General features: G+C 58.8%; 16 protein-coding genes and 1 tRNA gene. 8 read left to right on the forward strand and 9 right to left on the reverse strand.

Features of this window, described 5'->3' with window-relative positions:
• Positions 1–13 precede the first annotated feature (13 nt).
• Positions 14–6970, forward strand: coding sequence for an autotransporter outer membrane beta-barrel domain-containing protein (locus BM069_RS12945; protein WP_093324267.1), 6957 nt, complete (start codon positions 14–16; stop codon positions 6968–6970).
• A gap of 107 nt (positions 6971–7077) precedes the next feature.
• Entirely contained in the window at positions 7078–7842 is a 765-nt protein-coding gene (locus tag BM069_RS12950) for a DeoR/GlpR family DNA-binding transcription regulator (RefSeq protein WP_093324268.1), read from the forward strand.
• On the opposite strand, the gene BM069_RS12955 is transcribed toward BM069_RS12950, so the two are convergent.
• The 4 genes from BM069_RS12955 to BM069_RS12970 form a co-directional block, all read right to left on the reverse strand.
• Positions 7843–10287 (reverse strand): Hint domain-containing protein, encoded by a 2445-nt coding sequence (locus tag BM069_RS12955; protein ID WP_093324270.1) that lies wholly within the window; start codon positions 10285–10287, stop codon positions 7843–7845.
• A 244-nt stretch (positions 10288–10531) separates the two neighbouring features.
• Complete coding sequence (locus BM069_RS12960; protein ID WP_093324592.1) at positions 10532–11770, reverse strand: glycerate kinase type-2 family protein; 1239 nt, start codon at positions 11768–11770, stop codon at positions 10532–10534.
• 330 nt (positions 11771–12100) lie between these two features.
• Positions 12101–12177, reverse strand: a tRNA-Arg gene (locus BM069_RS12965).
• Positions 12178–12237: 60 nt separating this feature from the next.
• Entirely contained in the window at positions 12238–12876 is a 639-nt protein-coding gene (locus BM069_RS12970; RefSeq protein ID WP_093324271.1) for an alpha/beta family hydrolase, read from the reverse strand.
• Between the two features lie 152 nt (positions 12877–13028).
• Here BM069_RS12970 and BM069_RS12975 point away from each other — a divergent pair, with 152 nt between their 5' ends.
• The 6 genes from BM069_RS12975 (at position 13029) to urtE (ending at position 19681) form a co-directional block, all read left to right on the forward strand.
• A complete protein-coding gene (locus BM069_RS12975; RefSeq protein ID WP_093324273.1) occupies positions 13029–13409 on the forward strand; it encodes a hypothetical protein in 381 nt (126 codons plus the stop codon).
• Positions 13410–13698: 289 nt separating this feature from the next.
• Entirely contained in the window at positions 13699–14973 is a 1275-nt protein-coding gene (gene urtA, locus BM069_RS12980) for an urea ABC transporter substrate-binding protein (RefSeq protein WP_093324274.1), read from the forward strand.
• A gap of 73 nt (positions 14974–15046) precedes the next feature.
• On the forward strand, positions 15047–16990 hold the full coding sequence (gene urtB / locus BM069_RS12985) for an urea ABC transporter permease subunit UrtB (protein ID WP_093324276.1): 1944 nt from the start codon (positions 15047–15049) through the stop codon (positions 16988–16990).
• Complete coding sequence (gene urtC, locus BM069_RS12990; RefSeq protein ID WP_093324277.1) at positions 16991–18247, forward strand: urea ABC transporter permease subunit UrtC; 1257 nt, start codon at positions 16991–16993, stop codon at positions 18245–18247.
• A complete protein-coding gene (gene urtD, locus BM069_RS12995) occupies positions 18244–18984 on the forward strand; it encodes an urea ABC transporter ATP-binding protein UrtD (protein WP_093324279.1) in 741 nt (246 codons plus the stop codon). The genes urtC and urtD overlap by 4 nt, the downstream gene beginning before the upstream one ends.
• A complete protein-coding gene (urtE, locus tag BM069_RS13000) occupies positions 18974–19681 on the forward strand; it encodes an urea ABC transporter ATP-binding subunit UrtE (RefSeq protein WP_093324281.1) in 708 nt (235 codons plus the stop codon). The genes urtD and urtE overlap by 11 nt, the downstream gene beginning before the upstream one ends.
• Here urtE and BM069_RS13005 read toward each other — a convergent pair.
• From BM069_RS13005 to BM069_RS13025, 5 genes are all read right to left on the reverse strand, one after another.
• A complete protein-coding gene (locus BM069_RS13005; RefSeq protein ID WP_244503617.1) occupies positions 19678–21093 on the reverse strand; it encodes an MATE family efflux transporter in 1416 nt (471 codons plus the stop codon). The genes urtE and BM069_RS13005 overlap by 4 nt on opposite strands.
• Positions 21090–23060 carry a cation:proton antiporter domain-containing protein gene (locus BM069_RS13010; protein ID WP_093324282.1) on the reverse strand — a complete coding sequence of 657 codons (1971 nt, stop codon included), beginning with the start codon at positions 23058–23060 and terminating at the stop codon, positions 21090–21092. Before BM069_RS13010 ends, BM069_RS13005 begins: the two co-directional genes overlap by 4 nt.
• A gap of 3 nt (positions 23061–23063) precedes the next feature.
• Complete coding sequence (locus BM069_RS13015; RefSeq protein ID WP_093324595.1) at positions 23064–23675, reverse strand: NAD(P)H-dependent oxidoreductase; 612 nt, start codon at positions 23673–23675, stop codon at positions 23064–23066.
• Between the two features lie 152 nt (positions 23676–23827).
• Complete coding sequence (locus BM069_RS13020; protein ID WP_093324284.1) at positions 23828–25045, reverse strand: aminopeptidase P family protein; 1218 nt, start codon at positions 25043–25045, stop codon at positions 23828–23830.
• Between the two features lie 160 nt (positions 25046–25205).
• Positions 25206–26417 carry an ABC transporter permease gene (locus BM069_RS13025; RefSeq protein WP_093324285.1) on the reverse strand — a complete coding sequence of 404 codons (1212 nt, stop codon included), beginning with the start codon at positions 26415–26417 and terminating at the stop codon, positions 25206–25208.
• Between the last annotated feature and the right edge of the window lie 3 nt (positions 26418–26420).

Genomic DNA, 26420 nt, shown 5'->3' on the forward strand with positions numbered 1-26420 from the left:
GAGGGATGGGACAATGAATTTCACATGGATCAAGCGCGCCGCGCTGGCCGCTGCGTTGGGCGCATCAGGTCTATCCGGGACACATGCTTTCGCTCAAGCCGGATTGTCGGCCCCCTCTTTCACGTCAAGCTACACGCCAGCTTCTATCGGGTCGGGATCCACCTCCTCCGTGGAGTTCACCATCACCAACCCTAACGCGTCGCCAGTCACAGGTCTTGCGTTCACCCACACGTTCCCCTCTGTCCCGGGGCCTGTTTTGATCGCCAACGAAGCCGCGTCAACCACCTGCCAAGGCGCTGTACTGTCTGCTCCGCAAAACACCGCGACTGTTTCCTTCGCCGACGGGACAGTGCCTGCCCTCGGCAGCTGCACGATCACCGTAGACGTCACCGCCTCAAGCGCGGGCAGCTATACCGACCCCAGTTCCGGCCTGACGTCGGCCAATGCATCGCCCTCACTGCTTTCGCCTGGCGCGTTGACCGTTGTGACCAGTCGCCCGGGCTTCACCAAATCAGTCGCGCCGACCAGTGTCAGCTATAACAGCACGGCCACCCTGACCTATACCATCGACAACACCGCCAACGCCGCGAGAGTTGGAAATCTTGATTTCACAGAAACTCTTCCTGGCGGAATCGTTGTTGCCAGCCCAAGTAATGCGACAACCGACTGCGTAAGCACCGGCCTTCCTGACACCACCCTCACAGCTGTGTCCGGCAGCGACACAATCAGTCTAGATGCCGATGGCAGCACTTTTTTTCCCGGCTTTGAGGTTCTCTCCGACGGCGCGACCTGTGAAGTATCGGTCGATATCGTCGCCAGCGCTTTGGGCACCCAAACGCTCACTTCCGGTGATCTGCTCTCCGACTTCACCTCTGCAGGCGCCTCAACGGCCACATTGACTGTCACAGCCCCAACAGGCGGCGCTATTTTTTCCAAGGACTTTGTCGAGAGCCAGATTGATCCGCTAGGACAGGCGACACTTGACTTTACCATCAGCAACCGGTCCCGCGATTATGCAACTACAGACCTTGCATTTACGGACGATCTGAACGCGATGTTGTCTGGCGCTGTCTTCGATAGTGTAACTTCGAACACTTGTGGCGGCACGCTAACAGGTGCCGGGACAGGCACAATCGGCTACTCCGGCGGCAGCGTCGCAGCAGCAACCGATTGTACGATTTCCACCTTGGTCAATTTCCCCGGCAGCGCAGCAGCTGGCACTTATACCAACACGACGTCTGCTCTCACTGGAACATTGAACGGGCTTCCGTCTACCTTCAACATTGCCACCAGCAAAATCAATGTTGCGGCGGCAACGCTGCCAGACCTTCAGATCACGTTTCTTACAGACCCTGTTGCGGCTGGCAGTAGCACCACCCTGCGCTACGTCATTGCCAACGCCGACGCCACGCAAACCCTTACCAGCGTTTCGTTCCAAGACGAACTGACAACCTTCCTGCCATTCCCGCTTTCGGTGACCCTCCCCACGATTTCCAGCGCCGATTGTGGCGCAGGGGCCAGCGCATCGTTTATCTTTCCAGATACCGATCGTCAGGCGATTTCATTCACCGGTGGTACAATTGCGCCTGCGTCGAGTTGTACCTTCGACGTGGACATCGATATTCCAGCCGACCTCGCGGGAGGCACTTACGTCAATACAACCGGCGACCTATCCGCACTCGTCGGTTCGACGCCAATCTCTGTGCCCGGTGGCTCGGATACGCTGACCGTCAACGGCGGCGTCAGCTGGAACTTTGGCAAATCGTTCACTCCCAGTTCAGTTGCCGCGGGAAGCAACTTTACGGTCGAGTATTCTATCTCCAGCGATGCATCCTCCACTGTGGATGTCACCGGAGCCGCGTTTACGGCCGACATTGGAACACTCCCCGCTGGCACCACCTACTCTGCCCTGTCCAATACCTGCGGTGGCACCGCGGCACTCTCATCGGGCGACACGGCCCTTTCCCTGAGCGGCGCGACCATTGCGCCCGGCGCTTCCTGCACGATCAGCGCACAAGTCAACGTACCAGCCGGAGCGACGGCAGGGTCATATAACACCAACACATCCAACTTGACCGGCTCGGTTTCTGGTCTCGTCATCTCTAAACCCTCGCCGATCACAAATGTCGACATATACAGCTTCGACCCCGCCGGCTTTACCCGATCGATTGCACCGAACACGCTGTTCCCCGGTCAAACCGCCACTTTGACTTACACGCTGCAAAACTCGGACCCGACAAACAACATCGACATTACGTTCTTCACGGAAAACCTCGCGACAGCTCTGGCTGGCCTCGCCGCGACTGGTCCAGCCACAACGGACACCTGTGGGGGCTCTCTCTCTGGCACGACTTTCCTGATCTATGTTGGGGGCGCTATCCCTGCGGGCGGAAGTTGTACGATCGAGGTTGACGTCTTGGTACCTGTTGGGGCCGCGGACGGCGATTATCGAACCACAACCAGCTCTATCTCCACATCAATTGCCGGAGTGGCGACCGTGATTGATCCGTTGATAGCCACCTTCTCTGTGAACTCCAACGCCTTGATCCTGTCAAAATCGTTCACAAACGATCCTGTTGCGTCAGGCGGGACAGTTGCTCTGGAATTCGAAATCGAAAACTCCAGCACCTCGCCCGCATCCAACATCGACTTCACGGACGACCTCTCCGCCATGCTCAGCGGCGCACTGCTGGACAGCATTTCCGCGAACTCCTGCGGCGGCACTCCGACCGGCACAGGCACCGGAACGCTCTCCTTTTCGGGAGGCTCCGTCGCTGCAAGCAGCAGTTGTCTCTTGACCGCACAGGTCACCGTGCCGGGAGGCGCCCTACCTGGAAATTACACCAACACGACATCCACCCTGTCGGGCACAATCGACGGCTTTGCTGTTTTTGCTGACGCTGCCACAGACAATCTCGAAGTGTCCGGTTCATCGGCTCCGGCGTTCTCCAAGTCGTTCAGCGGCCAGACAGCTCCGGGTGAAACCGTCACACTGACCTTTACCATCACCAACACTGATGCTTCCACGTCCCTGTCCAACCTCGCGTTTACCGATGACCTGTCAGCGGTTTTGTCAGGCCTTGTGGCCTCGTCCCTCCCCAGCACGCCTTGTGGCGCCGGCTCCAGCATCACAGGGTCATCGTCACTTTCTTTCACTGACGGCTCACTGGCCCCGTCCGGGTCCTGTACATTTGACGTGACCCTACAGGTGCCTGCAGGAGCCGCAGCCGGCAACTACGTCAATTCCACCAGTTCTCTCTTTAGCGCCGGCACCGCCTTGGTGGCACCGGCCACAGCCTCACTCGATATCGTTCCACCGCCGGTATTCACAATGGCTTTCGGGCCGACCAGCATCGCTCAGGGTGCAAACTCGACGCTGCTTTTCACAATCGACAATACGGCCAACACGCTCACGGCCGCGTCGCTGGACTACACACTGACACTACCCGCAAATGTGGCTGTGGCCACAACACCCAACGCGGCAACGACCTGCACCGGCGGCACCCTTACCTCAGTCGCAGGCAGCAGCACAGTCGCCTATACCGGCGGGAGCCTTGCTGGCGGCGCGACCTGTACCATCAGCCTCGATGTCAGCTCCGCAACAATCGGGAACTACCCGACAACAACAGGTGATCTGACCTCATCCCTTGGCAATTCGGGCACGGCAACTGACACGCTTTCGGTGACGGCTGCGCCTATTCCCGCTTTCTCCAAGGCTTATGGCTCCTCTACCATCGCGCAGGGCGCAACGACAACGTTGACGTTCACAATCGACAACACCGCTTTGGTTCCGGCCACAAATCTTGACTTCACCGATACAATGCCGACCGGTTCGCTTGTTGCGACTGTGCCAAATGTCGTGTCCTCCTGTACCGGCGGCACTGTTACCGCCACAGCCGGCACCAATGTCATCAGCTACACCGGAGGCTCCGTTGCCGCCGCCAGCCAGTGCCAGATTGCCGTTGATGTTGTCGGCAACGCCGCTCTCAGCGCCACCAACACAACCGGCGACCTGACGTCGTCGCTTGGCAACTCAGGCACCGCAACAGCCGCCTTTACCGTGACTGCGGCCCCCGTGCCGACATTCACCAAAGCGTTTAGCCCATCGGCTGTGGATCAGGGACAGGAAACCACTCTGACCTTTACGATCGACAACACAGGCAGCCTCGTTGCGGCGACCGCGCTGGATTTCACCGATCCTCTTCCCGCTGGCATCACCATCGCAACCGACAGCGCCAATGCCTCTTCCACCTGTGTTGGCGGCACGTTGACCGCAACAGAGGGTGGCACAAGTATTGCCTATTCCGGCGGATCACTGGCGCCCACGTCACTCTGCACAATCTCGGTGGATATCCTTGCGACAGGCACCTCATCTGTGACGAACACCACGGGTGATCTGACCTCGAGTTTGGGCAATTCCGGCACAGCCACAGCCGCGCTCGCTCTCACGGCTGCGACCCCGCCCGCGTTCACCAAGGTTTTCTCACCCGATGCCATTGCACAGGGCGACACGACCACATTGACCTTCACGCTGGACAACAGCACGAACTTCATTGACGCCACAAATGTGTCCCTGACGGACAATTTCCCGTCAGGCATGGAAGTGGCCTCTTCTCCTGCGGCCAGCACAACCTGTACAGGCGGCACCCTGACAGCAGACGCAGGCACCACAACTGTCACCTATTCGGGCGGCACCATTCTCGCATCGGCCAGCTGTACCATCAGCCTTGATGTCACCGCCACCGCAGGCGGTAGCCTTGTCAATACAACCGAAGACCTGATCACGGACATTGGCAACAGCGGAACCGCAACCGACACGCTTGACGTGACGGCAGCGCCTGTTCTTGATTTTGCCGCGGCATTTGTCCCGAACACGATCACTCAAGGCGAAACATCGACGCTCACTCTGTCCTTGGAAAACACGGGCAGCTTTGTGGACGCGACCTCCGTGGCGGTATCGGGCACTCTTCCCAGCGGCGTGACATTTGCCACCACACCCAATCTGTCCAACACTTGCTCCGGCACGGCGACAGCCACCGGCACCACCCTCTCGCTTAGCGGCGGCGCACTTGCTGTGTCCAGCACCTGCGAGGTCTCGGTGGATGTGACATCCACCACGGTCGCCAGCAACAGCTTTACCTCGGGGGATTTGACCTCATCTCTGGGCAACAGCGGGACCGCAAGCGCCGCACTTGATGTCACCGCAGCTCCAACCCCACAGCTGTCCTACAGTTTTGCGCCCGATACCATTGAACAGGAACAGGTCTCCACGCTGACTTTCCTGATCGACAACACCAGCGCCTTCATCGACTTCTCCCCTGTGACGTTCAGCTATGACCTTCCGTCAGGCCTGCAAATCGCCGACACACCGAACATCACAACAACCTGCTCCGGCACCAGCACCACGGGTGCAGCCGCCGGTACGACTTTTGCCGCTAGCGGCGGCACGGTGGCGGCATTGTCGTCATGCGAAGTATCAGTCGATGTCACAGCAGGCGCGATCAGCTCCATTGACGCCGCGTCCGGCAGCCTTACAAGCTGGGGCGGCACCGTCGCGTCAGGCTCCGTCACATTGACTGTAGTTGCAGCAACTACCGGCACACTGACCATCGTGCAAAACGCAGACACCGACGGAACATTCACCTACACCTCCGCAACTCCGGACCTGAATTTTGCCATTGTCACCGCCAGCGGCAGCGGACAGTTTGGGCCTATCAGGCTGACCGCAGGCACCTACGACGTGACGCAAATCCGACCAGACGGCAGCGGCAATGCGTCTCTGGTTTGTGACGACGCCGACAGCACAGCAGACCCTGTCACCGGTGCCATCACCATCAATCTGGCGCCATTGGAAAATGTGACCTGCACATTCCAGTCGGTGGCGTCGCGGCAACAAACTGTGGACACGATCAACGAATTCCTGTCCCGCAGAGCCGACCTGATCCTTGCCAACGAACCATCCAACGGTCGCCGAATTGACCGGTTGCGTCGCGGGTATGACACGGCGACTCGTGTGTCTTATGCGGATGGCGACCTCAAAGCGCTCAACCCGTTCAACTTCGACCTCACAACAATCGGCAGCGGCAACTACAGCTTTGCCACTTCGCTTAATGCGATCGATAACTCGGTCGCGCAGGCAGGGTTGGCATTTGGTGGCTCTGACGCCGAAGGCTGGGTCGAAAATCGCCGCTGGGATATCTGGGCCGAAGGGACTTGGCAGAAATTCGAGGGCGGCACGGCCTCCTCCGGCCACTTTGGGCTGTTGTCACTGGGCGCGGACTACGTCCTGAACCAGGACACTCTGGTGGGTGCCATGTTGCAGATCGACGATATGGACAACGCCGATTCCGCAGCCGGCTCCTCGACAAGCGGCACGGGCTGGATGGTGGGCCCCTATGTCACCAAACGACTGTCTGAAGCGCTCTATTTCGATGGGCGTATCGCCTATGGCCAATCCCGCAACACGGTATCGCCTTTGGGCACGTATTCCGACGATTTCGACGGCGAACGCTGGTTGGCACGGGCGCAAATCACCGGAGACTTCCAGCGCGGCAACTGGACTATCCAGCCAAACGCCACGCTGGCTTACTTCCAAGAGATGCAACGCTCCTACACCGACAGCCTTGGCGTAGCGATCCCAAGCCAAACAGTCGGCCTCGGTCAGTTCCGTTTTGGCCCGACCTTCAAAGGCAACTTTATCGGCGCCAATGGCCGTGCGTATCAGCCATCTTTCTCGCTAGATGCGATCTACAACTTTGGCGACACGTGGGGGACCACCGTCACCAATCCGAACGCTCCTGAAACACAGGGCTGGCGCGGGCGTCTGAAGGCCGGATTGAACTTCACCACTGCCGGCGGCACGACAATCGGACTCAGCGGCACCTACGACGGTATTGGCCGCGACGACTACGAAGCGTGGGGAGTAGCCTTTGACATCAACATTCCCACAGGGCGCCCTAACGCACGCTAATCCATACCCCCACGGCAGGGCCGCAGAACGCGGCCCGCCACATCTATTTCCCTTGCAAAGCCTCCGGCCACAGGCGAAGTTTCCGCACCACAGCAGGAACTTGGCAAATGCACTCGTCTTTTCGTGAACATGACATCCTCGAAATCGCCCGCACGCAGGGCAAGGTCACAGTTGATGCTTTGGCCGCGCATTTTGATGTGACCGTCCAGACCATTCGCAGGGATCTGACGCAGTTGGCAAACGCAGGGCTGCTCGAACGCGTCCACGGCGGCGCCATGCTGCCCTCGGGCGTGCGCAACATCGCCTACGAAGAACGCCGCCGCGTGAATGCCGACGCCAAAGACGCCATCGCAGCAGAGGCCGCCAAGGCCATTCCCAATGGCTCTTCTCTGTTTGTGAACATCGGCACCAGCACCGAAGCGCTGGCACAGGCGCTGCTTGGCCATGACGGGCTACTGGTGGTGACAAACAATCTCAACGTTGCGCGTATCCTGTCGGGCAACGAGCGTTGTGAAGTTCTGCTGACGGGCGGCCGCCCCCGCCCCGAAGATGGCGGGTTGGTTGGACCGGTTGCCGCCAAAATGGTCAACGGCTTTGCCTTTGACTACGCGATCCTTGGCTGCTCTGCCCTCTCCGAAACCGCCGAAGCCTTTGATTTTGACATGGATGAAATCACCGTCAGTCAATCTGCAATGGCCCGCGCCAGCGCGGTCTGGCTTTTGGCCGACCAGTCCAAATATCAGCGCCACGCCCCTGTGCGCATCGCCGGTCCCGAAGAATTTGACCGGCTGTATACCGATGCCATGTCCGACGATCTGGCCGCGTGCTGCACCACCTCAGGAACAGAAGTGGTGCTCTGCCCACCCGTTTGATCAGGCAAACGCACGGCCGACCTCAAACAGCGAGGCAACATTGCGGGTGATTTCCTGTCGCGGCAAAAACCGGCGCGCCCTCGGGCCATAGATGTCAACCGGACCTGAGCTCGACACCAACTCGGGGAAGATCGCGGCAATCTCCGCAATCTCGGCCGGCGCCAACGCGTTCAAAGCCATCGGCCCCGGATAGAAGCTTTCGCTTGGCGTGTTCTCCGCAATGATGACTTCATGGTGCTCAAACATCAGGTGGAAATACGTCACCGACTTGATACCCAACGCCACACGGAAACCGGCACCGCCATCCCGTGCCAGATGAGTGGCCCGTGCCAGAGTCACATCACCGTTTTGCGTAGTCACCATGCCGTGTTGCGGCGACACAATCAGGTCACGATCGTTGGCCAGACTGCCCGCGCGGATACGAACCGGTCGCAGTTTCGGATTTTCCTTCAGGTCCTGTTGTGACAGGTGCCGCCGTCCTATCCAGACGATGGGCTGAACCCCATTGTCCAGCGTTTGCACCATGTCCCCGACCTGCAACCGCTCGATCGGAATATCCCCTTGCGGCGTGCGAATACGGGTTCCCTCGGCAAAGCAGGGTATGCCCATTTTGAAAAGCGTCTTGTTGTCCAGCGTCGCGGGATCGATCCCGTTCAACTGGATGCCCTCCCCGTTTGGAAAGCTGAGAACCGCATTGCCACAACCGTCATCGCCAACGGTTACATCATGGACGTTTACAGGATTGCCCGAAGCATCCGTCAACCCCGTCACATCAAGTTGGTCATGCTCCACGCCATCCAGCCTGAAGTCGTGAACAACATCAAACCCTCCATCATCCTGCATGGCAAAGACGTCATCACCCGAGCCGCCATACAGCACATCGTTGCCCTTGCCCCCGGACAGGAAGTCGTCGCCAATTTCACCCTTGAGCGTGTCGCCCCCCTCGCCGCCTTGAATGGTGTCGTTTTCCGATCCACCCCAAATCTTGTCCGCCCCCCTGCCGCCGGAAATGGAATCCTCTCCGTCGCCGGCCCAGATTTCGTCTGCTCCGGCGCTTCCGACCACCGTGTCCGCTCCGTCGTCGCTGACCAACAGAATGCCCTGATCGGACGCGCTGGCATCCACAAAGTCCGCATTCTGTGTTGTCTGGATCATCTCGACGTCGGAGAAATCCCCTTCGGCATCTCCCAACTCGTACTCGCCGGACCCGTCACCGTCGTAGATGACTTCGACACCTTCGCCGCTGCTTTCGTCGTGAAACACAATTGTGTCCCACCACCCGCCGCCGTCCACGTCCGTGTCCTCATCGGCGTCGTAGATATTGAAGACGTCGTTGCCGTCACCCCCAAAAAGAGTGTCCTCGCCTGCGCCACCCGTCAGGGTGTCGCTGCCCTCTCCGCCCTCCACATAGTCATCGCCATCGCCTCCGGCCAACACGTCATCTCCGCTGCCGCCAAACAGGGTGTCTGCGCCTTGGCCGCCGGATATTTGGTCATTGCCCCAGTCGCCATGCAGGGAGTCCGCGCCTGAACCACCTCGGATCGTGTCGTCGCCGCCATAGCCCTGAACCTTGAGGCCGGAGGTGTCGCCCGACAAATCCACGGCATCGCCGTAATCTGTGCCGACAATGTGCTCGATTTCCGAAAACTCGCCGTGGGTTTCGCTGCCTCTGAACTCAAAAGTCCCCGACTCGGGTCCGGTCATTTTGACGTTCACGCCCTCCGAGCTCACCCAGTTGGAGAACCCGAGCACGTCCCAGTCAGAATACCCTTCACCGCCGATAATTTTGGCATAGTCGTGGTCATCCGTGACCCAGATGTTGTCCATGCCATCGCCGGCATCAATCGTGTCCCGACCGGCATCCCCGCTCAGCCAATCGTTCCCCGAACCGCCGATGATCTGATCGTCACCAGAGCCACCGATAATAGAGTCGTCTCCAGCGCCACCATCAATCAGATTGTTTCCGCTGCCGCCGGACCAGAACCCGATCTTGTCATTGCCGCCCCCACCGTCGATTGTGTCGTTGCCATCCCCGAAAATTACGGTGTCATCGCCCTCTCCTGCGCGTATTCGATCAACGCCCGTGGGGTTGTGAATACTTTCGTCGGTGTCGATGATCACATCATCGCCGGCGGTGCCTTCGAGATTGTCATTGTTTGGAGTGCCTCGAATGGCCTCGACAAATTCGGTGATTGTGCCTGCTTCATAGGGCGGAAAACCCGTATCGTCGTCCGGTACAAAATAGGTGTTGCCACTATATTCATAAAATACGCCCGACACGGCACCGACTGTGGTTGGATAGGTCACGACGCCTGATCCCAGTGGCATGTCGTGATCGGTGAAAATTATGCTGGTTTCGTAGCCCCCCGAGATACCATCACCGGTGCTCGCAGCCCCGTCGTAATCGGAATCCAAATACAGTCGGTAGCCAATATATTTAGCCATGGCCTCTACTCCTTTGGGATCGGAGTAGGCAGGCAGGCTAAACGAAACCTTAACAAAACCCGGCAAACTAGAGAGAGTTTTGGCCGAGATTTAAGAGAGCTAGCGGCAGTTTCTTTAGGCTTTGTTTAACGTTTCGCCACATTGCGCCCAAATGCTTAACACGGACCGTGCACCAGAACGCTCGCCCATCGGGCGCGCCTGTGTTTCCTGTCCATTTTTTGGCTGGCAAACCGACGCGCGTGCTTTAGGACAACACCAAGATCGCCCGAAAATCGTTCACATTGGTCAACGTCGGACCCGTCACCACCTGATCACCAATCGCCTCAAAGAACCTGTGAGCATCATTGCGGCGCAGCGCTTCTGCTGCATCTACGCCCGCGATCTTGGCCTTGGCCAAAGTATCCGGTCCGATCACAGCCCCTGCCACATCGGCCGCACCATCCACTCCGTCTGTGTCACAGGCAATGGCATGCACACCCTCGCGCCCTTGCAACGCCAGCGCCAACGCCAGCGCATACTCTGCATTGGGACCACCGACGCCATCACCTTGGCGCGTCACGGTCAACTCGCCGCCTGACAAAACAAGCCTTGGTGCTCTGTCTCCGCCCTCCGCCAGCGCCGCATGCTGCGCGGCCACCTCGCGGGCCTCGCCTTCAAGCGCATCCCCGATGATCTCAACATCCACACCCGCATCCCGCGCAAAGTCTGCGGCAGCTTCAAGGCTGCGCGCCGGCGACGCATAAAGCCGGTTTTGAGTTCTCGATAGCCTCAGGTCATCGGTCGATACCACGCCTGAATGGGCCTCCATCGCTTGCAGGACGTGTGGCGCCAGCTTGACCCCATACTCGGCCACCTGTACCACGGCGTCTTGCCAGCTCCCGTCCTCCCCCACGGTTGGCCCCGACCCGATCATGCCAGGATCATCGCCCGGCACATCCGATATCAAAAGGCTCACCACTGACGCGGGAAACGCAGCAGCAGCCAGTTGTCCGCCCTTGGCCCGATCCAGATGTTTGCGCAGGGCGTTCATCGCCGAAATGGGCGCACCAGAGGCCAGCAATTGCGCGTTGACATCCTGCAAATCATCCAGCGTCAACCCCGGCAGCGGCGCGGTCAGCAACGCAGACGCTCCGCCTGAAATCAGCGCGATCACCGTGTCATCTTCGCCCAACCCCGACAGCAATTCCAAAAGTTCCAATGTGGCGGCTTTCCCTGCCGCATCCGGCACCGGATGTGCTGCGGAAACGATGCGGATTCCTTGGCAAGGGCGCTCATATCCGTATCGGGTGATCACATAGCCTTCACAGGGGCCCCAAGCCGCCTCCAGCGCTTCGGCCATCCGCGCGCTCGCTTTGCCTGCTCCGATCACAACCACCCGCCCCGCAGGTTTCTCCGGCAAAGCCTCCGCCATTGATGCCATCGGATCGGCCACGGCCACAGCGCGCTCAAACAAGGCTCTTAAAAATTTCTCGGGATCGTCCAAAGTGCCCTCCAAAACCTTTGTCTCCACTCAGACACTCAAGCGTGCGCGTGCCTCAAGGAAATCTTGATCCACGACCCGCTGATCACGTCGCCCTGAGTATCCGAACCGATTGATATCAACACCGAACGGCATAGCCCACGTTGTTTATGGGCGCAAAATATCATTCCCGAAACCGACCACACGCGCCAGAATGCTATCCGCTGGTGGACGATGGGTTGACCAATTGAGATGCAATAGATCCATGACAACGCCGCGAAGAAATTGGCCGAAAACTCGGTTGCCCAAATACGGCTAGCCTGTTCGACATCCACTGCATAGCGAGCAAGATATTGGCGATCCCTGAAGGACTCGAACCCTCAACCTGCTGATTAGAAGTCAGCTGCTCTATCCAGTTGAGCTAAGGGACCGCTGAAAGCGTTCCTAATCCAAGGAATCCGGTTTGCCCAGAGCATTTTCTCCTGCCAACTTTATTCAGCCACGCCTTTGATCCAGCCCGTCACCCGATCACAAACCGCGCCCAACTGTGCCTCATGGCTCATGCCAGTTACCCGCTTGCGTGGTTTCAGATCGTGATCCCCGTCTTCAAACCACGCGACCTCGATTTTCTCCGAAAGCGCATAGCCAGAGACTTCCTGTGACGTTCCAAAAGGATCGCGCGTGCCCTGACATATCAAGGTCGGAACGTCCAAATCCTCCAGATGGGCTGTGCGCAATTTCTCGGGCTTGCCCTGCGGATGGAACGGATATCCCAGACAGACAACTCCATGAATGGCTCCCGAGGCATACAAATCCCCACCAATCAAACTCGCGACACGCCCGCCCATAGATTTGCCTCCGATGATGACACCTCCCGTTGGCTGCAACTCCGCAAGAGCATCGCGAAACTCATCTTCCAGCACAGGCATTTTCGGCGGCGGTCGTTTTGATCCACCCCTGCGCCGTCCCGCCATATAGGCAAACTCAAACCGCGCTACGCAAATGCCCTGCGCCACCAATCCGTCCGTGATCTCCTGCATGAACACAGAGTCCATTGCCGCGCCGGAGCCATGCGCAAAAACAAACGTCCAGTTCGCGCTGCGATCACCGTCAATAATAAAATCAACCACTTAACACCCCTCCCCGCGAATTTCCGCGCCAAAACGGCGCGCTTCATAAGCAAATCAGCACACCGCACCAACAAAGGCAAACCCCGCCCTCCTCGCCAAAGTTTTCAAACCGCCTTCTTGACGGTCACTTTTTCAGGGGTCACGATTAAATTGTGACCAGTCTAAAAACATACGGCGCCGCAATCTTGATTTGCCTGACCCTGAACGGACAGGCACACGCCGCGCAAGACATCGTCAAAACCCTTGCAGGGTGCACGGGCAGGTTTTCGGCCGAAATGGAGCACAGCTGGCTCATCGCCGACTCCCGTGCCGACGCGTTGCAGAGCGAACGCCAGACCTTTGCCTCGGTCCTTGAGGCCGCGATATTGGACGACCACCGTGCCATTCTCGGACACAGGATCGAAACCAAACAGGCGCATGCCTCTCTTTTGACCATCGCAAGTTTCAGCCCTGATCCCAATCGTGCCCGCACGGCGCGCCTGCTGGCAAATGATTATTTGGAAAGCTGCCGCAGCCTCATTTTGGGCGGCTGACAAACAACGCATCCAAGAAATGGTGAATATTTGCGCCAAATATGGCCGCCTGATTGAAATTTAGGCGCCCCCTCGCGGAATCCGAAGATTCATATACCGCCACTGTTTACGGCACGCGCGTCTCTGACCCTATGGTGAGCACGGGAATAAAACCCAGTCAGAAAACGTGCGACGGATCCGGCCTAGGAACCATTGGTCCATCGCACGCCGCAATAAATTGCGTAGGCGGAATATGGGGGAGTTAGCACTGCTCTGCAAGGCCGCCGCGCGTCGTAAGAAGGGATCTACGATGTCTACGAAACTACTTGGTGCCACCACCGCATTGATGATGACCGCCGCCATACCTGCGCTGGCTGACTGCCCAGTGAAAGTGGGCGTGCTACACTCCCTGTCCGGCACCATGGCGATCTCTGAAACCACGCTCAAAGACACCATGGAGTTGCTGATCGAAGAGCAAAACGCCAAGGGCGGCGTTCTGGGTTGCGAGATCGAAGCCGTGGTTGTGGACCCCGCCTCTGACTGGCCATTGTTTGCAGAAAAAGCGCGCGAGTTGCTCTCTGTTCACGACGTCGACGTGATCTTCGGCAACTGGACTTCTGTATCGCGCAAATCCGTGCTGCCCGTGATCGAAGAACTCAACGGCCTGCTTTTCTACCCTGTTCAGTATGAAGGCGAAGAAAGCTCCAAGAACGTCTTCTACACCGGCGCCGCGCCTAACCAACAAGCCATTCCGGCCACCGACTACTTCCTCGAAGAACTCGGCGTCGAGAAATTCGCACTCTTGGGCACCGACTACGTCTACCCGCGCACAACCAACAACATTCTCGAAAGCTATCTGCAGCAAAAAGGCATCGCCGCTGACGACATCTTCGTGAACTACACCCCGTTCGGTCACTCCGACTGGTCCAAGATCGTGGCTGACGTTGTGGCATTGGGTGCTGACGGCAAAAAGGTCGGCGTGATCTCCACCATCAACGGCGACGCAAACGTCGGCTTCTACAAAGAACTGGCCGCCGCTGGCATCTCTGCAGACGACATTCCGGTTGTTGCCTTCTCCGTTGGCGAAGAAGAACTCTCCGGTCTGGACACCTCCAACCTCGTTGGTCATCTCGCCGCATGGAACTACTTCCAGTCCGCAGAATCTGACACCAACGAAGCCTTTATTGAGGCATGGAAAGCCAAAATGGGCGAAGAGCGCGTGACCAACGACCCCATGGAAGCCCACTACATCGGCTTCAACATGTGGGTAAACGCCGCGACGGCTGCTGGCACCACCGAAGTTGATGCGGTCCGTACCGCGATGTACGGCCAGGAATACCCGAACCTGACCGGCGGCACCGCCGTGATGCTGCCGAACCACCACCTGTCCAAGCCGGTTCTGATCGGTGAAATTCAGGAAGACGGTCAGTTCGACATCATCTCCCAGACCGAAGAAGTCCCGGGCGACGCATGGACAGACTTCCTGCCGGAATCTGCGGTTCTGGTGTCTGACTGGAAAGAACTCGGCTGCGGTATGTACAACACCGAAACCAAATCCTGCGTTCAAATCAAATCCAACTACTGATTTGATATCACACGATTTCCGGACGCCACCACGGCGTCCGGACCCCGACAATACCCTCTCAGGACATTCTGAAATGTTGACCCTATGCCGCCTCATGGTCGCTTGCATGGCGCTCTGCCTGCACGCCCTCACGGCAACCGCCCAAACCACTGACACGCCGATCCAACTGCTCCTGCAAGAGCACGCCGAGGTGCTGAAAAAATCCTCGCGCAAAACCATCGGCCCCGCCATCGACGCCCTCGCCAACAGCGGTCTTGAAGACGCGCAATTGGTGCTGGAGCGCTGGCAAACCAAAGAACTCTGGGTCAACAAAGACAGCGGCCTGTTTGTCTTCGCCGAGAAAAAAGACAGCAAAACCCTCGCGCTTTTTGATGTCGCAGGCGGTGTCGCCATCGGCGAGGCCCCCAAGAAAGCCTTCAAACAGCTCAAACCCAACTCCGGCATCCGTGGCCTGATCGGGGCCGCTCTGGTGCAGTTCCAACTCAACAGCCCCGACGCCGAAACCCGCGCCACCGCCCTAACGGCCATCGAACGTGATGCCGAAGTCTCCCATCTTCTCGCCCTTCGAGGCGCCATCGACAGCGAAACCGACGCGACGCTGAAAACCCGAAAACAGCGCCTCGAACGCCTCCTGACCATCCGCTTTGGCCAAGACGACGCCGAGCGCATCGCTGCCATCCAAAGCTTCGCAGGCGATCTTGGCGTTGATGTGCGCGCCGCGCTGAACCCGCTCGTCGCCACCACAACAGACGCGGCCAAAACCGCACCCGAGGGCGCCATGCCCGTCGATCTGCCCCCTGCAGACGCCTACGCCCTCTTGGTTGCCGAAGACCTCGCTCCTGCGCTTGTGTCACACGACACCATCCGCGAGACCCTCGTGGCCAACATCGACGGGACCCAGATCGCAGGTGTGCAACTGGCCTCACTGAACACCGACGCGGCCCGTCTGGCCGCCTACAACACGCTGGCCGACCAAGGCGCGGCGCAACCCGCTGTCACCGAGGCCGACATCGCTGCCACGCTCAAACAATTCCAGTTCTTCCAGACCTATACCAACGCCCCCATCGCGGTCGCAATCGCCGCGCAAGACGCGCTTGACGCCATCGAGACCAGCGTGGCCTTGAACCAGACCGCCGACCTTGCGCTGGACGCGATCAGCCTCGCCTCGATCTACTTCCTCGCCGCCATCGGCCTCGCCATCACCTTTGGCGTGATGGGCGTGATCAACATGGCGCACGGTGAATTCATCATGATGGGCGCCTACACGGGCTATGTCGTGCAACTCATCGTACCCGACTACACGCTGTCGATCATCGTCGCGATCCCCGCCGCCTTCATAGTCACCTTCGCCGCAGGCGTCGCCATGGAACGTCTGGTGATCCGCTGGCTCTACCATCGCCCGCTGGAAACCCTGCTGGCGACGTTTGGTGTCTCCATCGCCCTGCAACAACTTGCCAAAAACATCTTCGGCACACAGGCCCGCCCGCTCACAGCACCCGGTTGGCTCGACGGCAGCTGGATCATCAACGACGTGGTCTCCATCAGCTACATCCGCATCGCGATCTTCGTGCTTGCGCTCTTGTTCCTCGGCCTGTTCCTCTTTGTGATGAACCGCACACGTCTGGGCCTTGAGGTCCGCGCCGTGACGCAAAACCCGCGCATGGCGTCCTCGATGGGCATCAACCCCGACCGCATCAACATGCTGACCTTCGGCTTTGGTTCCGGCATCGCAGGCATCGCAGGCGTCGCCATCGGCCTTTACGCCAAAGTCACCTCGGAAATGGGCACCGACTACATCGTGCAGTCCTTCATGACCGTGGTTGTCGGCGGCGTCGGCAACATCTGGGGCACGCTTCTGGGCGCCACAATGGTCGGCTCGCTGCAAAAAGGCATCGAATGGCTCAACCCCTCCAACAGTTTGGCGGCACAGACCTACATGATCCTCTTCATCATCTTCTTCATTCAATTCCGGCCCCGAGGCATCATCGCCCTCAAAGGCCGCGCGGCGGAGGCGTAAATGTCTGATATTGCTCTCAACCCGCCCCGCAAACCTTTTGCGGCCCGCTATCCCGCCATGCTCGTTTTCATCGGCATTCTGGCACTCTTCACCCTCGTGGTAAGCGTGCTGGCCGAAGGCTTCGGCATCGGTGTAATCTCGACCTCCTTCGTGAAAACGCTGGGCAAGACCCTCTGCCTTTGCATGGTGGCGCTGGCGATGGACCTTGTCTGGGGCTATTGCGGCATCCTTTCGCTCGGCCATATGGCGTTCTTCGGCATCGGCGGCTACGCGATCGGCATGTGGCTGATGTACGCCCGCACGGAAATCATCGTCACCTCCTCGCTCGCCAACGCGCCGCTGCCGCCCACGCCTGCGGAAATCTCCGATGGCATCGCGAGCCAGATCTTCGGCGTTGTCGGCGCGTCCGAGTTCCCGCCGATCTGGGCCTTCGCGCATTCCTTCCCGCTGCAACTCGCCGCCGTGGTTCTGGTGCCAGGCCTACTGGCGCTCGTCTTCGGCTGGCTCGCCTTCCGCAGCCGCGTCACCGGCGTTTACCTGTCGATCCTGACCCAAGCCATGACCCTCGCCCTCGCCCTGTTCCTGTTCCAGAACGACAGCGGCCTGCGTGGCAACAACGGCCTGTCGGGCCTGCAAAACCTGCCCGGTTTGGATCACATCCCGCAGTCCACGATCTCCATCGTGTTCTTCTGGGCCTCCGCCTTGGCGCTTGGTCTGGCCTTCATCATCTGCTCTTGGGTGATCTCCGGCAAATTCGGCTCGGTCATCCGCGCCATCCGAGATGATGAGGCCCGCGTGCGCTTCCTCGGCTACTCGGTCGAAGCCTACAAGCTCTTCATCTTCACCTTCACCGCCATCATCGCGGCCATCGCAGGTGCGCTTTATTACCCGCAGGCCGGCATCATCAACCCCGCCGAAATCGCGCCCATCGCCTCGATCTACCTCGCGGTCTGGGTCGCCATCGGTGGCCGTGGCAAGCTCTACGGCGCAGTCATCGGCGCGGCCTTCGTCTCGCTCCTGTCCACATGGTTCACCGGCGGACAAGCCCCCGACATCAACCTTGGTCTCTTTACGATCCAATGGGTCGACTGGTGGACCATCCTTCTCGGCATCTCCTTTGTTGCCGTCACCATCTTCGCCCCGCGCGGCATCGGCGGTCTGTTTGACCTGATCTCCGAACGCCGCAGCCCCAACCGCCACGGCGCGGCACTGGGACCGGACGCAGGCGCATTGCGCGAACAGGAGGCCGACCAATGAGCACCCTTCTCGAAGTTTCAGGCGTCTCTGTCTCCTTTGACGGCTTCAAGGCGATCAACAACCTCGCGTTCAAAATCGGCCCTGCCGAAATGCGCGCGGTGATCGGCCCCAACGGAGCGGGGAAAACCACCTTCATGGACATCATCACCGGCAAGACCAAACCCGACGAGGGCCGCGTCTTGTGGGGCGAAAAATCGGTCTCTCTGCTGTCGATGAACGAAAGTCGCATCGCCCAAGCAGGCGTCGGCCGCAAGTTCCAGCGCCCCACGGTTTTCGAGGACCAGACGGTCGCCGAAAACCTCATGCTGGCCCTGAAGAACGACCGCTCTCCCTTTGCCGTGCTGGGCTTCCGCCCCAAACAGCACGACTGTGACAAGGTGGCCGAGATTGCCGAGCAAATCGGCCTTCTGACCCAGCTTGAGCGCAAATCAGGCGAGCTCTCCCACGGCCAGAAACAATGGCTCGAGATCGGCATGCTGCTTAGCCAAGACCCGAAACTTCTGCTGGTGGATGAACCTGCCGCAGGCATGAGCCCCGCCGAACGTGAACATACCACCGAGCTTCTGGTCGAAGCCGCCAAAACCCGCGCCGTGGTGGTTGTGGAGCATGACATGGAATTTGTCCGTCGCCTGAATTGTCGGGTGACGGTGCTGCACGAAGGGTCGGTTCTGGCCGAAGGCTCGCTTGACCACGTGACCAGCGACGAACGCGTAATCGAGGTGTACCTTGGCCGATAATCTTCTTCAAATCGACGACCTGACCCTGCACTACGGCGGCAGCCAGATCCTCAACGGAATTTCGATGGATGCCAACATCGGCGAAGTTGTCTGCGTCATGGGCACAAATGGCGTTGGCAAAACCAGCCTGCTCAAGGCGCTGTCGGGCACCCATGCCCACAGCGGCGGCAGCTATCAGTTGGCAGGCGAAACGATCACCAAAACCTCCGCTCATGCGTTGGCCAAGAACGGCGTCGCCTATGTGCCGCAAGGCCGCGAGATTTTTCCGTTCCTGACGGTGAAGGAAAATCTTGAAACGGGCTTTGCCTGTCTGCCCCGCTCCGAGCACAAAATCCCCGACGAAATCTTCGACCTCTTCCCGATCCTCAAGGATTTCCTCGCCCGTCGTGGCGGTGACCTTTCGGGCGGCCAGCAACAGCAACTCGCCATCGCCCGCGCCCTGATCACTCGCCCCAAACTCCTGCTGCTGGATGAGCCGACCGAGGGCATTCAGCCCAACATCATCAAACAGATCGGCGACGTGATCCGCCACCTCAGGGGCCAAAGCGACATGTGCATCATTCTGGTGGAGCAGTTCTTCGACTTCGCCTACGAACTTGGCGACCGTTTCGTGGTGATGGACCGCGGGGCCGTGAAACTCACCGGTACAACCGACACCATCCCCAAGGACACTTTACGCGACGCAGTCAGCGTCTAACGGTTCTTCACCCGCGCCCCAAAGGAACCATCAATCGACCCGCTCAAATTCGGATGATGCGGGTCGATGTCATCGGGTTTCGGCAATTTGCCAAACACCCTCTGCACCATGATCCAGCTGACAAGCGCAAAGATCATGCCCCCAGCCGCCTGCCCCAGCAGAACGCCCGACGCCCCGGCCACTTGCCCGCCAAGCACAGCAAAGGGCCACGTTCCCAACGTATGCCGCCCCCAATTCACCCAGGTCGAATAAATCGGATAACCAAGGTTGTTGAAACTCGCATTGCTGACAAAAATGATCCCGTTGAACACCGACGCCAGCGCCAGCGGCCCGCAGAAAAGATAGATCAACGTCCGTGTCTCACCTTGGGCCACAAACAAATCCGCTATCGGCACGCGCAGCAAAAACAGCACCGCTGACATCAACAGCACATAGACCACCGTAAACTGCAGGCCCGCCCGATAGGCCCCGCGCACACGGTCCGTCTTCCACGCTCCGAAGTTCTGCCCGATGATCGGGCCGATCGCGCCGGACAGCGCAAAGATCACCGAAAACGCCACGGGCATCAGACGGCCGATCACAGCCATCCCTGCCACCGCATCCGTTCCGAATTGCGCAATCTCACGCACGATAATCGCGTTGCCCACGGGCGTCGCCACGTTGGTCAACACCGCCGGAACGGCAATAGCCCGCACTGCATGGAAATCCTCTTTCACATGCACCACAGACGGCTTTGCAAAACCGCGATGAACACGGACCGCGGGCCTGAGGGCAAAAATCATCATCACCACCCGCGCAATCACCGAGGCAATCGCCGCGCCATCCAGCCCCAGCCCGACAGCAAAGATCAAAATCGGATCAAGCACCGCATTCACAACGCCACCATAAAGCGTCGCCATCATCGACCGCTTGGCGTCACCAAAAGCACGCAACACCGCCATGCCCGCCATTGCCAGCGCCATGACCCACATCGTCGGCAAAATGAACCAGACATAGCGCACCGCCAGTCGCAGAACTTCGCCCTCGGCCCCAAGCCAAGACAAAAGCGCGTCCACGTTCCAAAGCACCACAATCGGCAGAACGACCCCGATCACCACGCCCAATGTCGCAACGCTCGTCGCATATTGCCGTGCCTGATCCGCACGCCCCGCGCCAATCTCGCGCGCCACAAGCGAACCTGCTGCAATCGACAGGCCCACATTGATCGAATTGGTGAAAAACAAAAGCGACGCGGCATAGCCCACGGCGGCGGCCAAGGCGTCATTGCCCAGCATCGCAATGAACGCCATGTCGACGAAATCGACCGCAAAGATCGCCATCAACCCGATGCTCGCCGTCAACGACATGCGCGTCACATGCCGCATCAGGCCGCCCTCGAGGAAGACCGCCGAAGACCCTCTTTGTGCGCTCATGCTTTGTCCGCTTCTATCTCAGCGTCCAGATCTTCCTTGGTCGGCGGGGTCCATCCGCGCTCAGTGCGAACACGGAACGCTTTGCCGTTGCCCGACAATATATCGTCGCGCTGATCAATGAACTCTTTGGCCTTGTCCAGATACTCTTGGTTCTCATGTGCCGCGACGGTTGGGTCATACACCGATGCCAGCGCCGACAGCATCGCCCGATCTTCATCCACAAAGGCCCGCGCCAGCATCTCAGCATCAAAGGCATGCACGCCCAACTCTTCATAGGCCGACCGCCCCGCCCGAACCGCGCTGTCGAAGGTGTCCCGCACGATGTGGTTCGCCCCCGCCGCATAAAGTTCATAGACGTGATGACGATCCACGGCCCGCGCCACTACGGGCAAATCCGGATGCTCGTGTTTCACATGGCGCACGATTTCGGTTGCCGCGTCCCGCTCATCAATTGCCACAACCAAAAGCCGCGCCTCATGAATGCCCGCCGCATGCAGCAAATCCGCCCGCGTCGCATCGCCAAAGAACACTTTCACACCAAACCGCCGTAGGCGCTCCAACTGCACCGACGAATAATCCAGAACCGTGGTTTCATAGCCCGCCGAGCGCATCATCCGGTTCACAACACCGCCAAAGCGTCCATGCCCCGCAATGATCACCTGACCGGTCTGATCAATCTCGTCCGGCTCCTGTTCCTCTCCGCCATCCAGCCGCGGCAGGATCACCTTTTCATACAGAATGAACAAAAGCGGTGTCAGCATCATCGACAGCGCGACCACCAGCAAAAGCTGGTCTGCAATCTGCTGCGGGATGACGTTGTTGGCCACGGTGAAGGACAGCAAAACAAAGCCGAACTCCCCGGCCTGCGCCAACCCAAGCCCAAACAGGTATTTGTCCCCGCCCCGCAGCTTAAAAATCCGCGCCAATCCGAAAAGTACCAAAGACTTGAGCGCCATCAGCCCAAGCGTCAGCCCAAGGAACATGCCAAAGTTCTCAAACAGCACGCCAAAATTGACCGCCGCTCCAACCGTCATAAAGAACAGGCCAAGCAACAGCCCCCTGAACGGGTCGATATCGCTCTCCAGCTCATGCCGGTATTCGCTGTTGGCCAGAACCACCCCGGCAAGAAACGTCCCCAGCGCGGGCGACAGCCCCACCAGCGTCATCAACAGCGCGATCCCGATCACAAACATCAGGGCCATTGCCACGAACAATTCCCGCAGGTTCGCCATCGCCACAAACCGGAACGCCGGCGTCGTCAGAAACGCGCCACCAACGACCACCGCCGCAATCGCCCCGATGGTCGCCACCGCCGCCTGCCACGCTGGCAGGTTCTCAACCAGGTTGATGTTCATGCCGTGATCGCCACCATGATCATCGTGATGGGCCTCGCCATGTGCCGCCTCCGCGACAACCTCATGACCCACCGCATGTCCTGTCACATCACCAAGCTCAGGCAATGCCAAAAGCGGGATCAAAGCCAGCATCGGGATAACCGCAATGTCCTGAAACAGCAGCACCGAGAAGCTCGCCTGCCCGCCGTCCGACTTCATCAGCCCTTTTTCGTTCAGCGTCTGTAAAACAATCGCAGTCGAAGAAAGCGCCAGCACAAGACCACAGGCCAGCGCAACCGACCATGTCAGGCCAAACATCATCGACACACCCATCACAAGCGCCGTCGTGACCCCAACCTGCAAGCCGCCCAAACCCAGCAAGCGGTGCCGCATCTGCCAAAGCATCTTGGGCTCAAGCTCAAGCCCGACAAGGAACAGCATCATCACAACGCCGAATTCGGCAAAGTGCTGGATTGCCACCACATCCACATTCAGCATTGCCAGAATCGGGCTGATAGCCACGCCGGCAATCAGATACCCAAGTACGGAGCCAAGTCCGAGGCGCGAAGCAATTGGCACTGCCGCCACCCCTGCCACCAGAAACACGAAGGCGAGAACAAGAAAATCCGTCATCGTCTAGGCCTCCAATTCCGACTGACGCAATACCGACGCAATACCGACGTTATGCAGACAGTCCAAAGTCTCGAGTTTTTCGAGGTCAATCCGCCCGTCCCGAAGTCCCTCCAATAGGGTCACAAACCCCGCGGCATGCGGCTTTGGGTCTGCCTTCAGAGCATCATGAAACACAAAGGGTGCGGCAAAACGCATCTTGGACAGACGCGCGGTCTGCTCAAACGGTGTGAGGAACGTGCGCAGCGGAAAATGCTGATATCCGCCCTCGGAATACGCGTCTTCCGGCCCCGCCGCCGTCACCGCCAGCATTAACCATTTGCCCGCCAGTTTGTCGCCGTCCTTGCCATAGGCAAACCCGTGCTCAAGCGTCAGGTCGATCCATTCCTTGAGCAGAGACGGCGACGAATACCAGAAAATCGGAAACTGAAGGACAATCACATCGTGATCCAAAAGCCGCTGCTGTTCACGATCGATGTTGACGTTATGCCTCGGATATTCAGCATATAAATCAACGTGTTCAATACCCTTCACGGCGCGCGACGCGTCCCACATCGCTTTGTTGGCATGTGAATATCTGTGCCCTGGATGGGCGTAGTAGTGGATGATCTTGGCCATGAAACCTCCCGCATATTTGCGCAGCAACGCCACGTGTCACGGTCTCATGTTCCCCACCACAAAACCCGTTCGCAGTCTAAGTGTTAACACTGCATGCAGGGAGGGCAAGCATGTCGGGCGTACAGGCCAACCAGCACGCCCGATCAGATCAGTCAGCGATCAATGATGTTGTGTTCCGGCCCATAGGGGAAGCCGGTGATGTTTTCGGCGCTGTCTTCGCCCACAACCAGAATATCATGCTCCCGATAGCCGCCCGCGCCAGCTGTGCCTTCTGGCACCCAGATCATAGGCTCGATCGATACGACCATGCCTGGCTCAAGCACCGTGTCGATATCTTCGCGCAGCTCCAGCCCCGCCTCGCGGCCATAGTAGTGGCTCAGCACGCCAAAGCTGTGCCCATAGCCAAACGACCGGTATTGCAACAGATTTTCGCTCTCAAAAAAGCGGTTGATTTCGGCGGTGATACCCGAGCAGGTCGCGCCGGGCTTGATCAGGCTCAGACCCAACTCATGTGCGGCGACATTGGCCTCCCATAGGCGCAGGCTTTCCTTGTCTGGCTCACCACAGAACAATGTGCGCTCCAAAGCGGTGTAGTATCCTGAGATCATTGGGAAGGTGTTGAGCGACAGAATATCCCCCTTCTCAAGCGCCCGTTTCGTCACTGGATTGTGTGCCCCATCGGTGTTGAGGCCCGACTGGAACCAAACCCATGTGTCGCGGTACTCCGCATCCGGATAGGCCCGCGCGATTTCTTCTTCCATCGCATCGCGACCTGCCATGGCAATCTCGATCTCGGTCGCACCCGCTCGGATCGCCGCATGAATGGCCGCACCACCGACATCAGCTGTGCGCGCGCCACCCTTGATCAGGTCGATTTCCTCGGCGGATTTCACCATACGGGCAACCATGGTATCGCCAGCAATATCAACAAGTTCCGCGCCCAAGAACTCCACAGCAAGGTCGCGTTGCGCCAGTGTTAGGTGATCGCCTTCGATGCCCACACGCCCCGCATTTCCTGCCAAGGAGGCCACCGCACGCCAGTAGTTGTTGCGCTGCCAATCAGTGTAAATCACGTTGTTCTCGACCGAGCGCCTCCACGGCTGTCCCGCATCGATATTGGCCGACACCGTGGTACAATCATCCATGGTGACGACACAGCCATAAGGCCGCCCGAACGCGCAATATAGGAACCCAGAATAGTAGGCGATGTTGTGCATCGAGGTCAGCACCACCACGGGAATGTCCCGTGCTTGCATGATCTTGCGCAGCCCCGCGAGGCGACGTGCATATTCCGCTTTGCTAAAGGGAAGCGGCGCTTTTTCCCCGTTGGGTCGGTTAAAGAACTCTGGTCGGTTGGAAAGATCGGTCATCTTGCTCTCCTGTCCAAAAGGCCGAACAGGTGCCCGGCCACAAAGTCCCGGCGTTCAGGACAAGGCGGCCTCGGCAAGCGAGGACCATGCTGTCCGCTCTCCCGCGACGCCATCGCGGGCGAACAACATGGCCTATGGCTAGATCAGCAAATGATTCAGGTCAAGTCGGGCTCATACCGCGCAGGCGTTCGGACCGACGGCGCAACATCTCAACCGTTGCCAGAAGCAGAACCGAGATCACCACAAGGATCGTCGCAACCGCCAGAATGGTCGGGCTGATCTGTTCGCGCAGGCCGGTAAACATCTGCCAAGGCAGTGTTTTCTGGCTGGCAGAGCCAACAAACAGCACCACCACAACCTCGTCAAACGAGGTTATGAAGGCAAACAAGCCACCCGAGATCACACCTGGCAAAATCAACGGCATCTGCACGCGGAAGAAGGTCGTCACAGGGCTCGCGCCCATGTTCGCTGCGGCTCGGGTCAGCGAATGGTCAAAGCCCACTAGCGTCGCGGTCACTGTGATGATCACAAACGGAATACCAAGCACTGCGTGCGCAAGGATGACTTTGACATAGCCAACAAAATTCTTTGGCAGACCCAATGTGCCCTCAAGCCAGTTGCCGATGTCGCTGTAGAAAAAGAACATGCCAGTGGCTGAAATGATCAGCGGCACGATCATCGGAGAGATCAGGATCGCCATGATTGCGCGGCGCCCCGGCACATGGCTTTGGCTCAGGCCAATGGCCGCCAGCGTGCCAAGACTGACTGAGATCACGGTGGCAATCGGTGCGATGATCAGCGAGTTTTTAAAACTGCGCTGCCATTCGTTGTTGGTGAAGAAATCCTGATAGTGCTTGAGCGAGTATCCCGCCGGATCAAGCCGCAGCATTTCAGGTGTGAATGTAAAAAAGTCCTGCGCGTTGAACGACAACGGCATCACCACAAGGATCGGCGTGATCAAAAAGACAAAGATCGCTCCGCAGATGGTACGGAAAGTGTAGTGCCACAGCACTTGTCCACTGGTCAGATAGGGCAACAGCTTGGCGCGATACCGCCCCTCGTAGAGCCAGTAGGTCAGCCAGTGGAAAAACCAGCCTGCCAAGGCCCCGAGGATGATGCCCGGAAGCCCTGCAAAGAACAAACCCATCATGGCCACGCCAACGATGGAAATCCATTTGGACAGACCTTCGTTTCTGATCACCGACACAAACAGAATGCCCATGACCGCGACAATTGCGGCCCCCGCAAGGATCCCCGTAAGGCCAGAGCCGTTGGCGGTCCCTACAAACAGCCCCAGAAACGCCCCGAAGGCTGCAGTGGTTGGCAGGACAAAGGAAAGCGGCTTACGCGAAATTGGAGTGAGTGATGCCATGGT

Source organism: Shimia haliotis (assembly GCF_900114415.1).
In the GTDB taxonomy this organism is placed as follows: Bacteria; Pseudomonadota; Alphaproteobacteria; order Rhodobacterales; family Rhodobacteraceae; genus Shimia; species Shimia haliotis.

Excerpts from the sequence above, each read along its gene's own strand:
- BM069_RS12945 (WP_093324267.1), top strand. The coding sequence starts at position 14 with ATGAATTTCACATGGATCAAGCGCGCCGCGCTGGCCGCTGCGTTGGGC.
- BM069_RS12950 (WP_093324268.1), top strand. The coding sequence starts at position 7,078 with ATGCACTCGTCTTTTCGTGAACATGACATCCTCGAAATCGCCCGCACG.
- BM069_RS12955 (WP_093324270.1), bottom strand. The coding sequence starts at position 10,287 with ATGGCTAAATATATTGGCTACCGACTGTATTTGGATTCCGATTACGAC.
- urtA (WP_093324274.1), top strand. The coding sequence starts at position 13,699 with ATGTCTACGAAACTACTTGGTGCCACCACCGCATTGATGATGACCGCC.
- urtB (WP_093324276.1), top strand. The coding sequence starts at position 15,047 with ATGTTGACCCTATGCCGCCTCATGGTCGCTTGCATGGCGCTCTGCCTG.
- urtC (WP_093324277.1), top strand. The coding sequence starts at position 16,991 with ATGTCTGATATTGCTCTCAACCCGCCCCGCAAACCTTTTGCGGCCCGC.
- urtD (WP_093324279.1), top strand. The coding sequence starts at position 18,244 with ATGAGCACCCTTCTCGAAGTTTCAGGCGTCTCTGTCTCCTTTGACGGC.
- BM069_RS13005 (WP_244503617.1), bottom strand. The coding sequence starts at position 21,093 with ATGAGCGCACAAAGAGGGTCTTCGGCGGTCTTCCTCGAGGGCGGCCTG.
- BM069_RS13010 (WP_093324282.1), bottom strand. The coding sequence starts at position 23,060 with ATGACGGATTTTCTTGTTCTCGCCTTCGTGTTTCTGGTGGCAGGGGTG.
- BM069_RS13015 (WP_093324595.1), bottom strand. The coding sequence starts at position 23,675 with ATGGCCAAGATCATCCACTACTACGCCCATCCAGGGCACAGATATTCA.
- BM069_RS13020 (WP_093324284.1), bottom strand. The coding sequence starts at position 25,045 with ATGACCGATCTTTCCAACCGACCAGAGTTCTTTAACCGACCCAACGGG.
- BM069_RS13025 (WP_093324285.1), bottom strand. The coding sequence starts at position 26,417 with ATGGCATCACTCACTCCAATTTCGCGTAAGCCGCTTTCCTTTGTCCTG.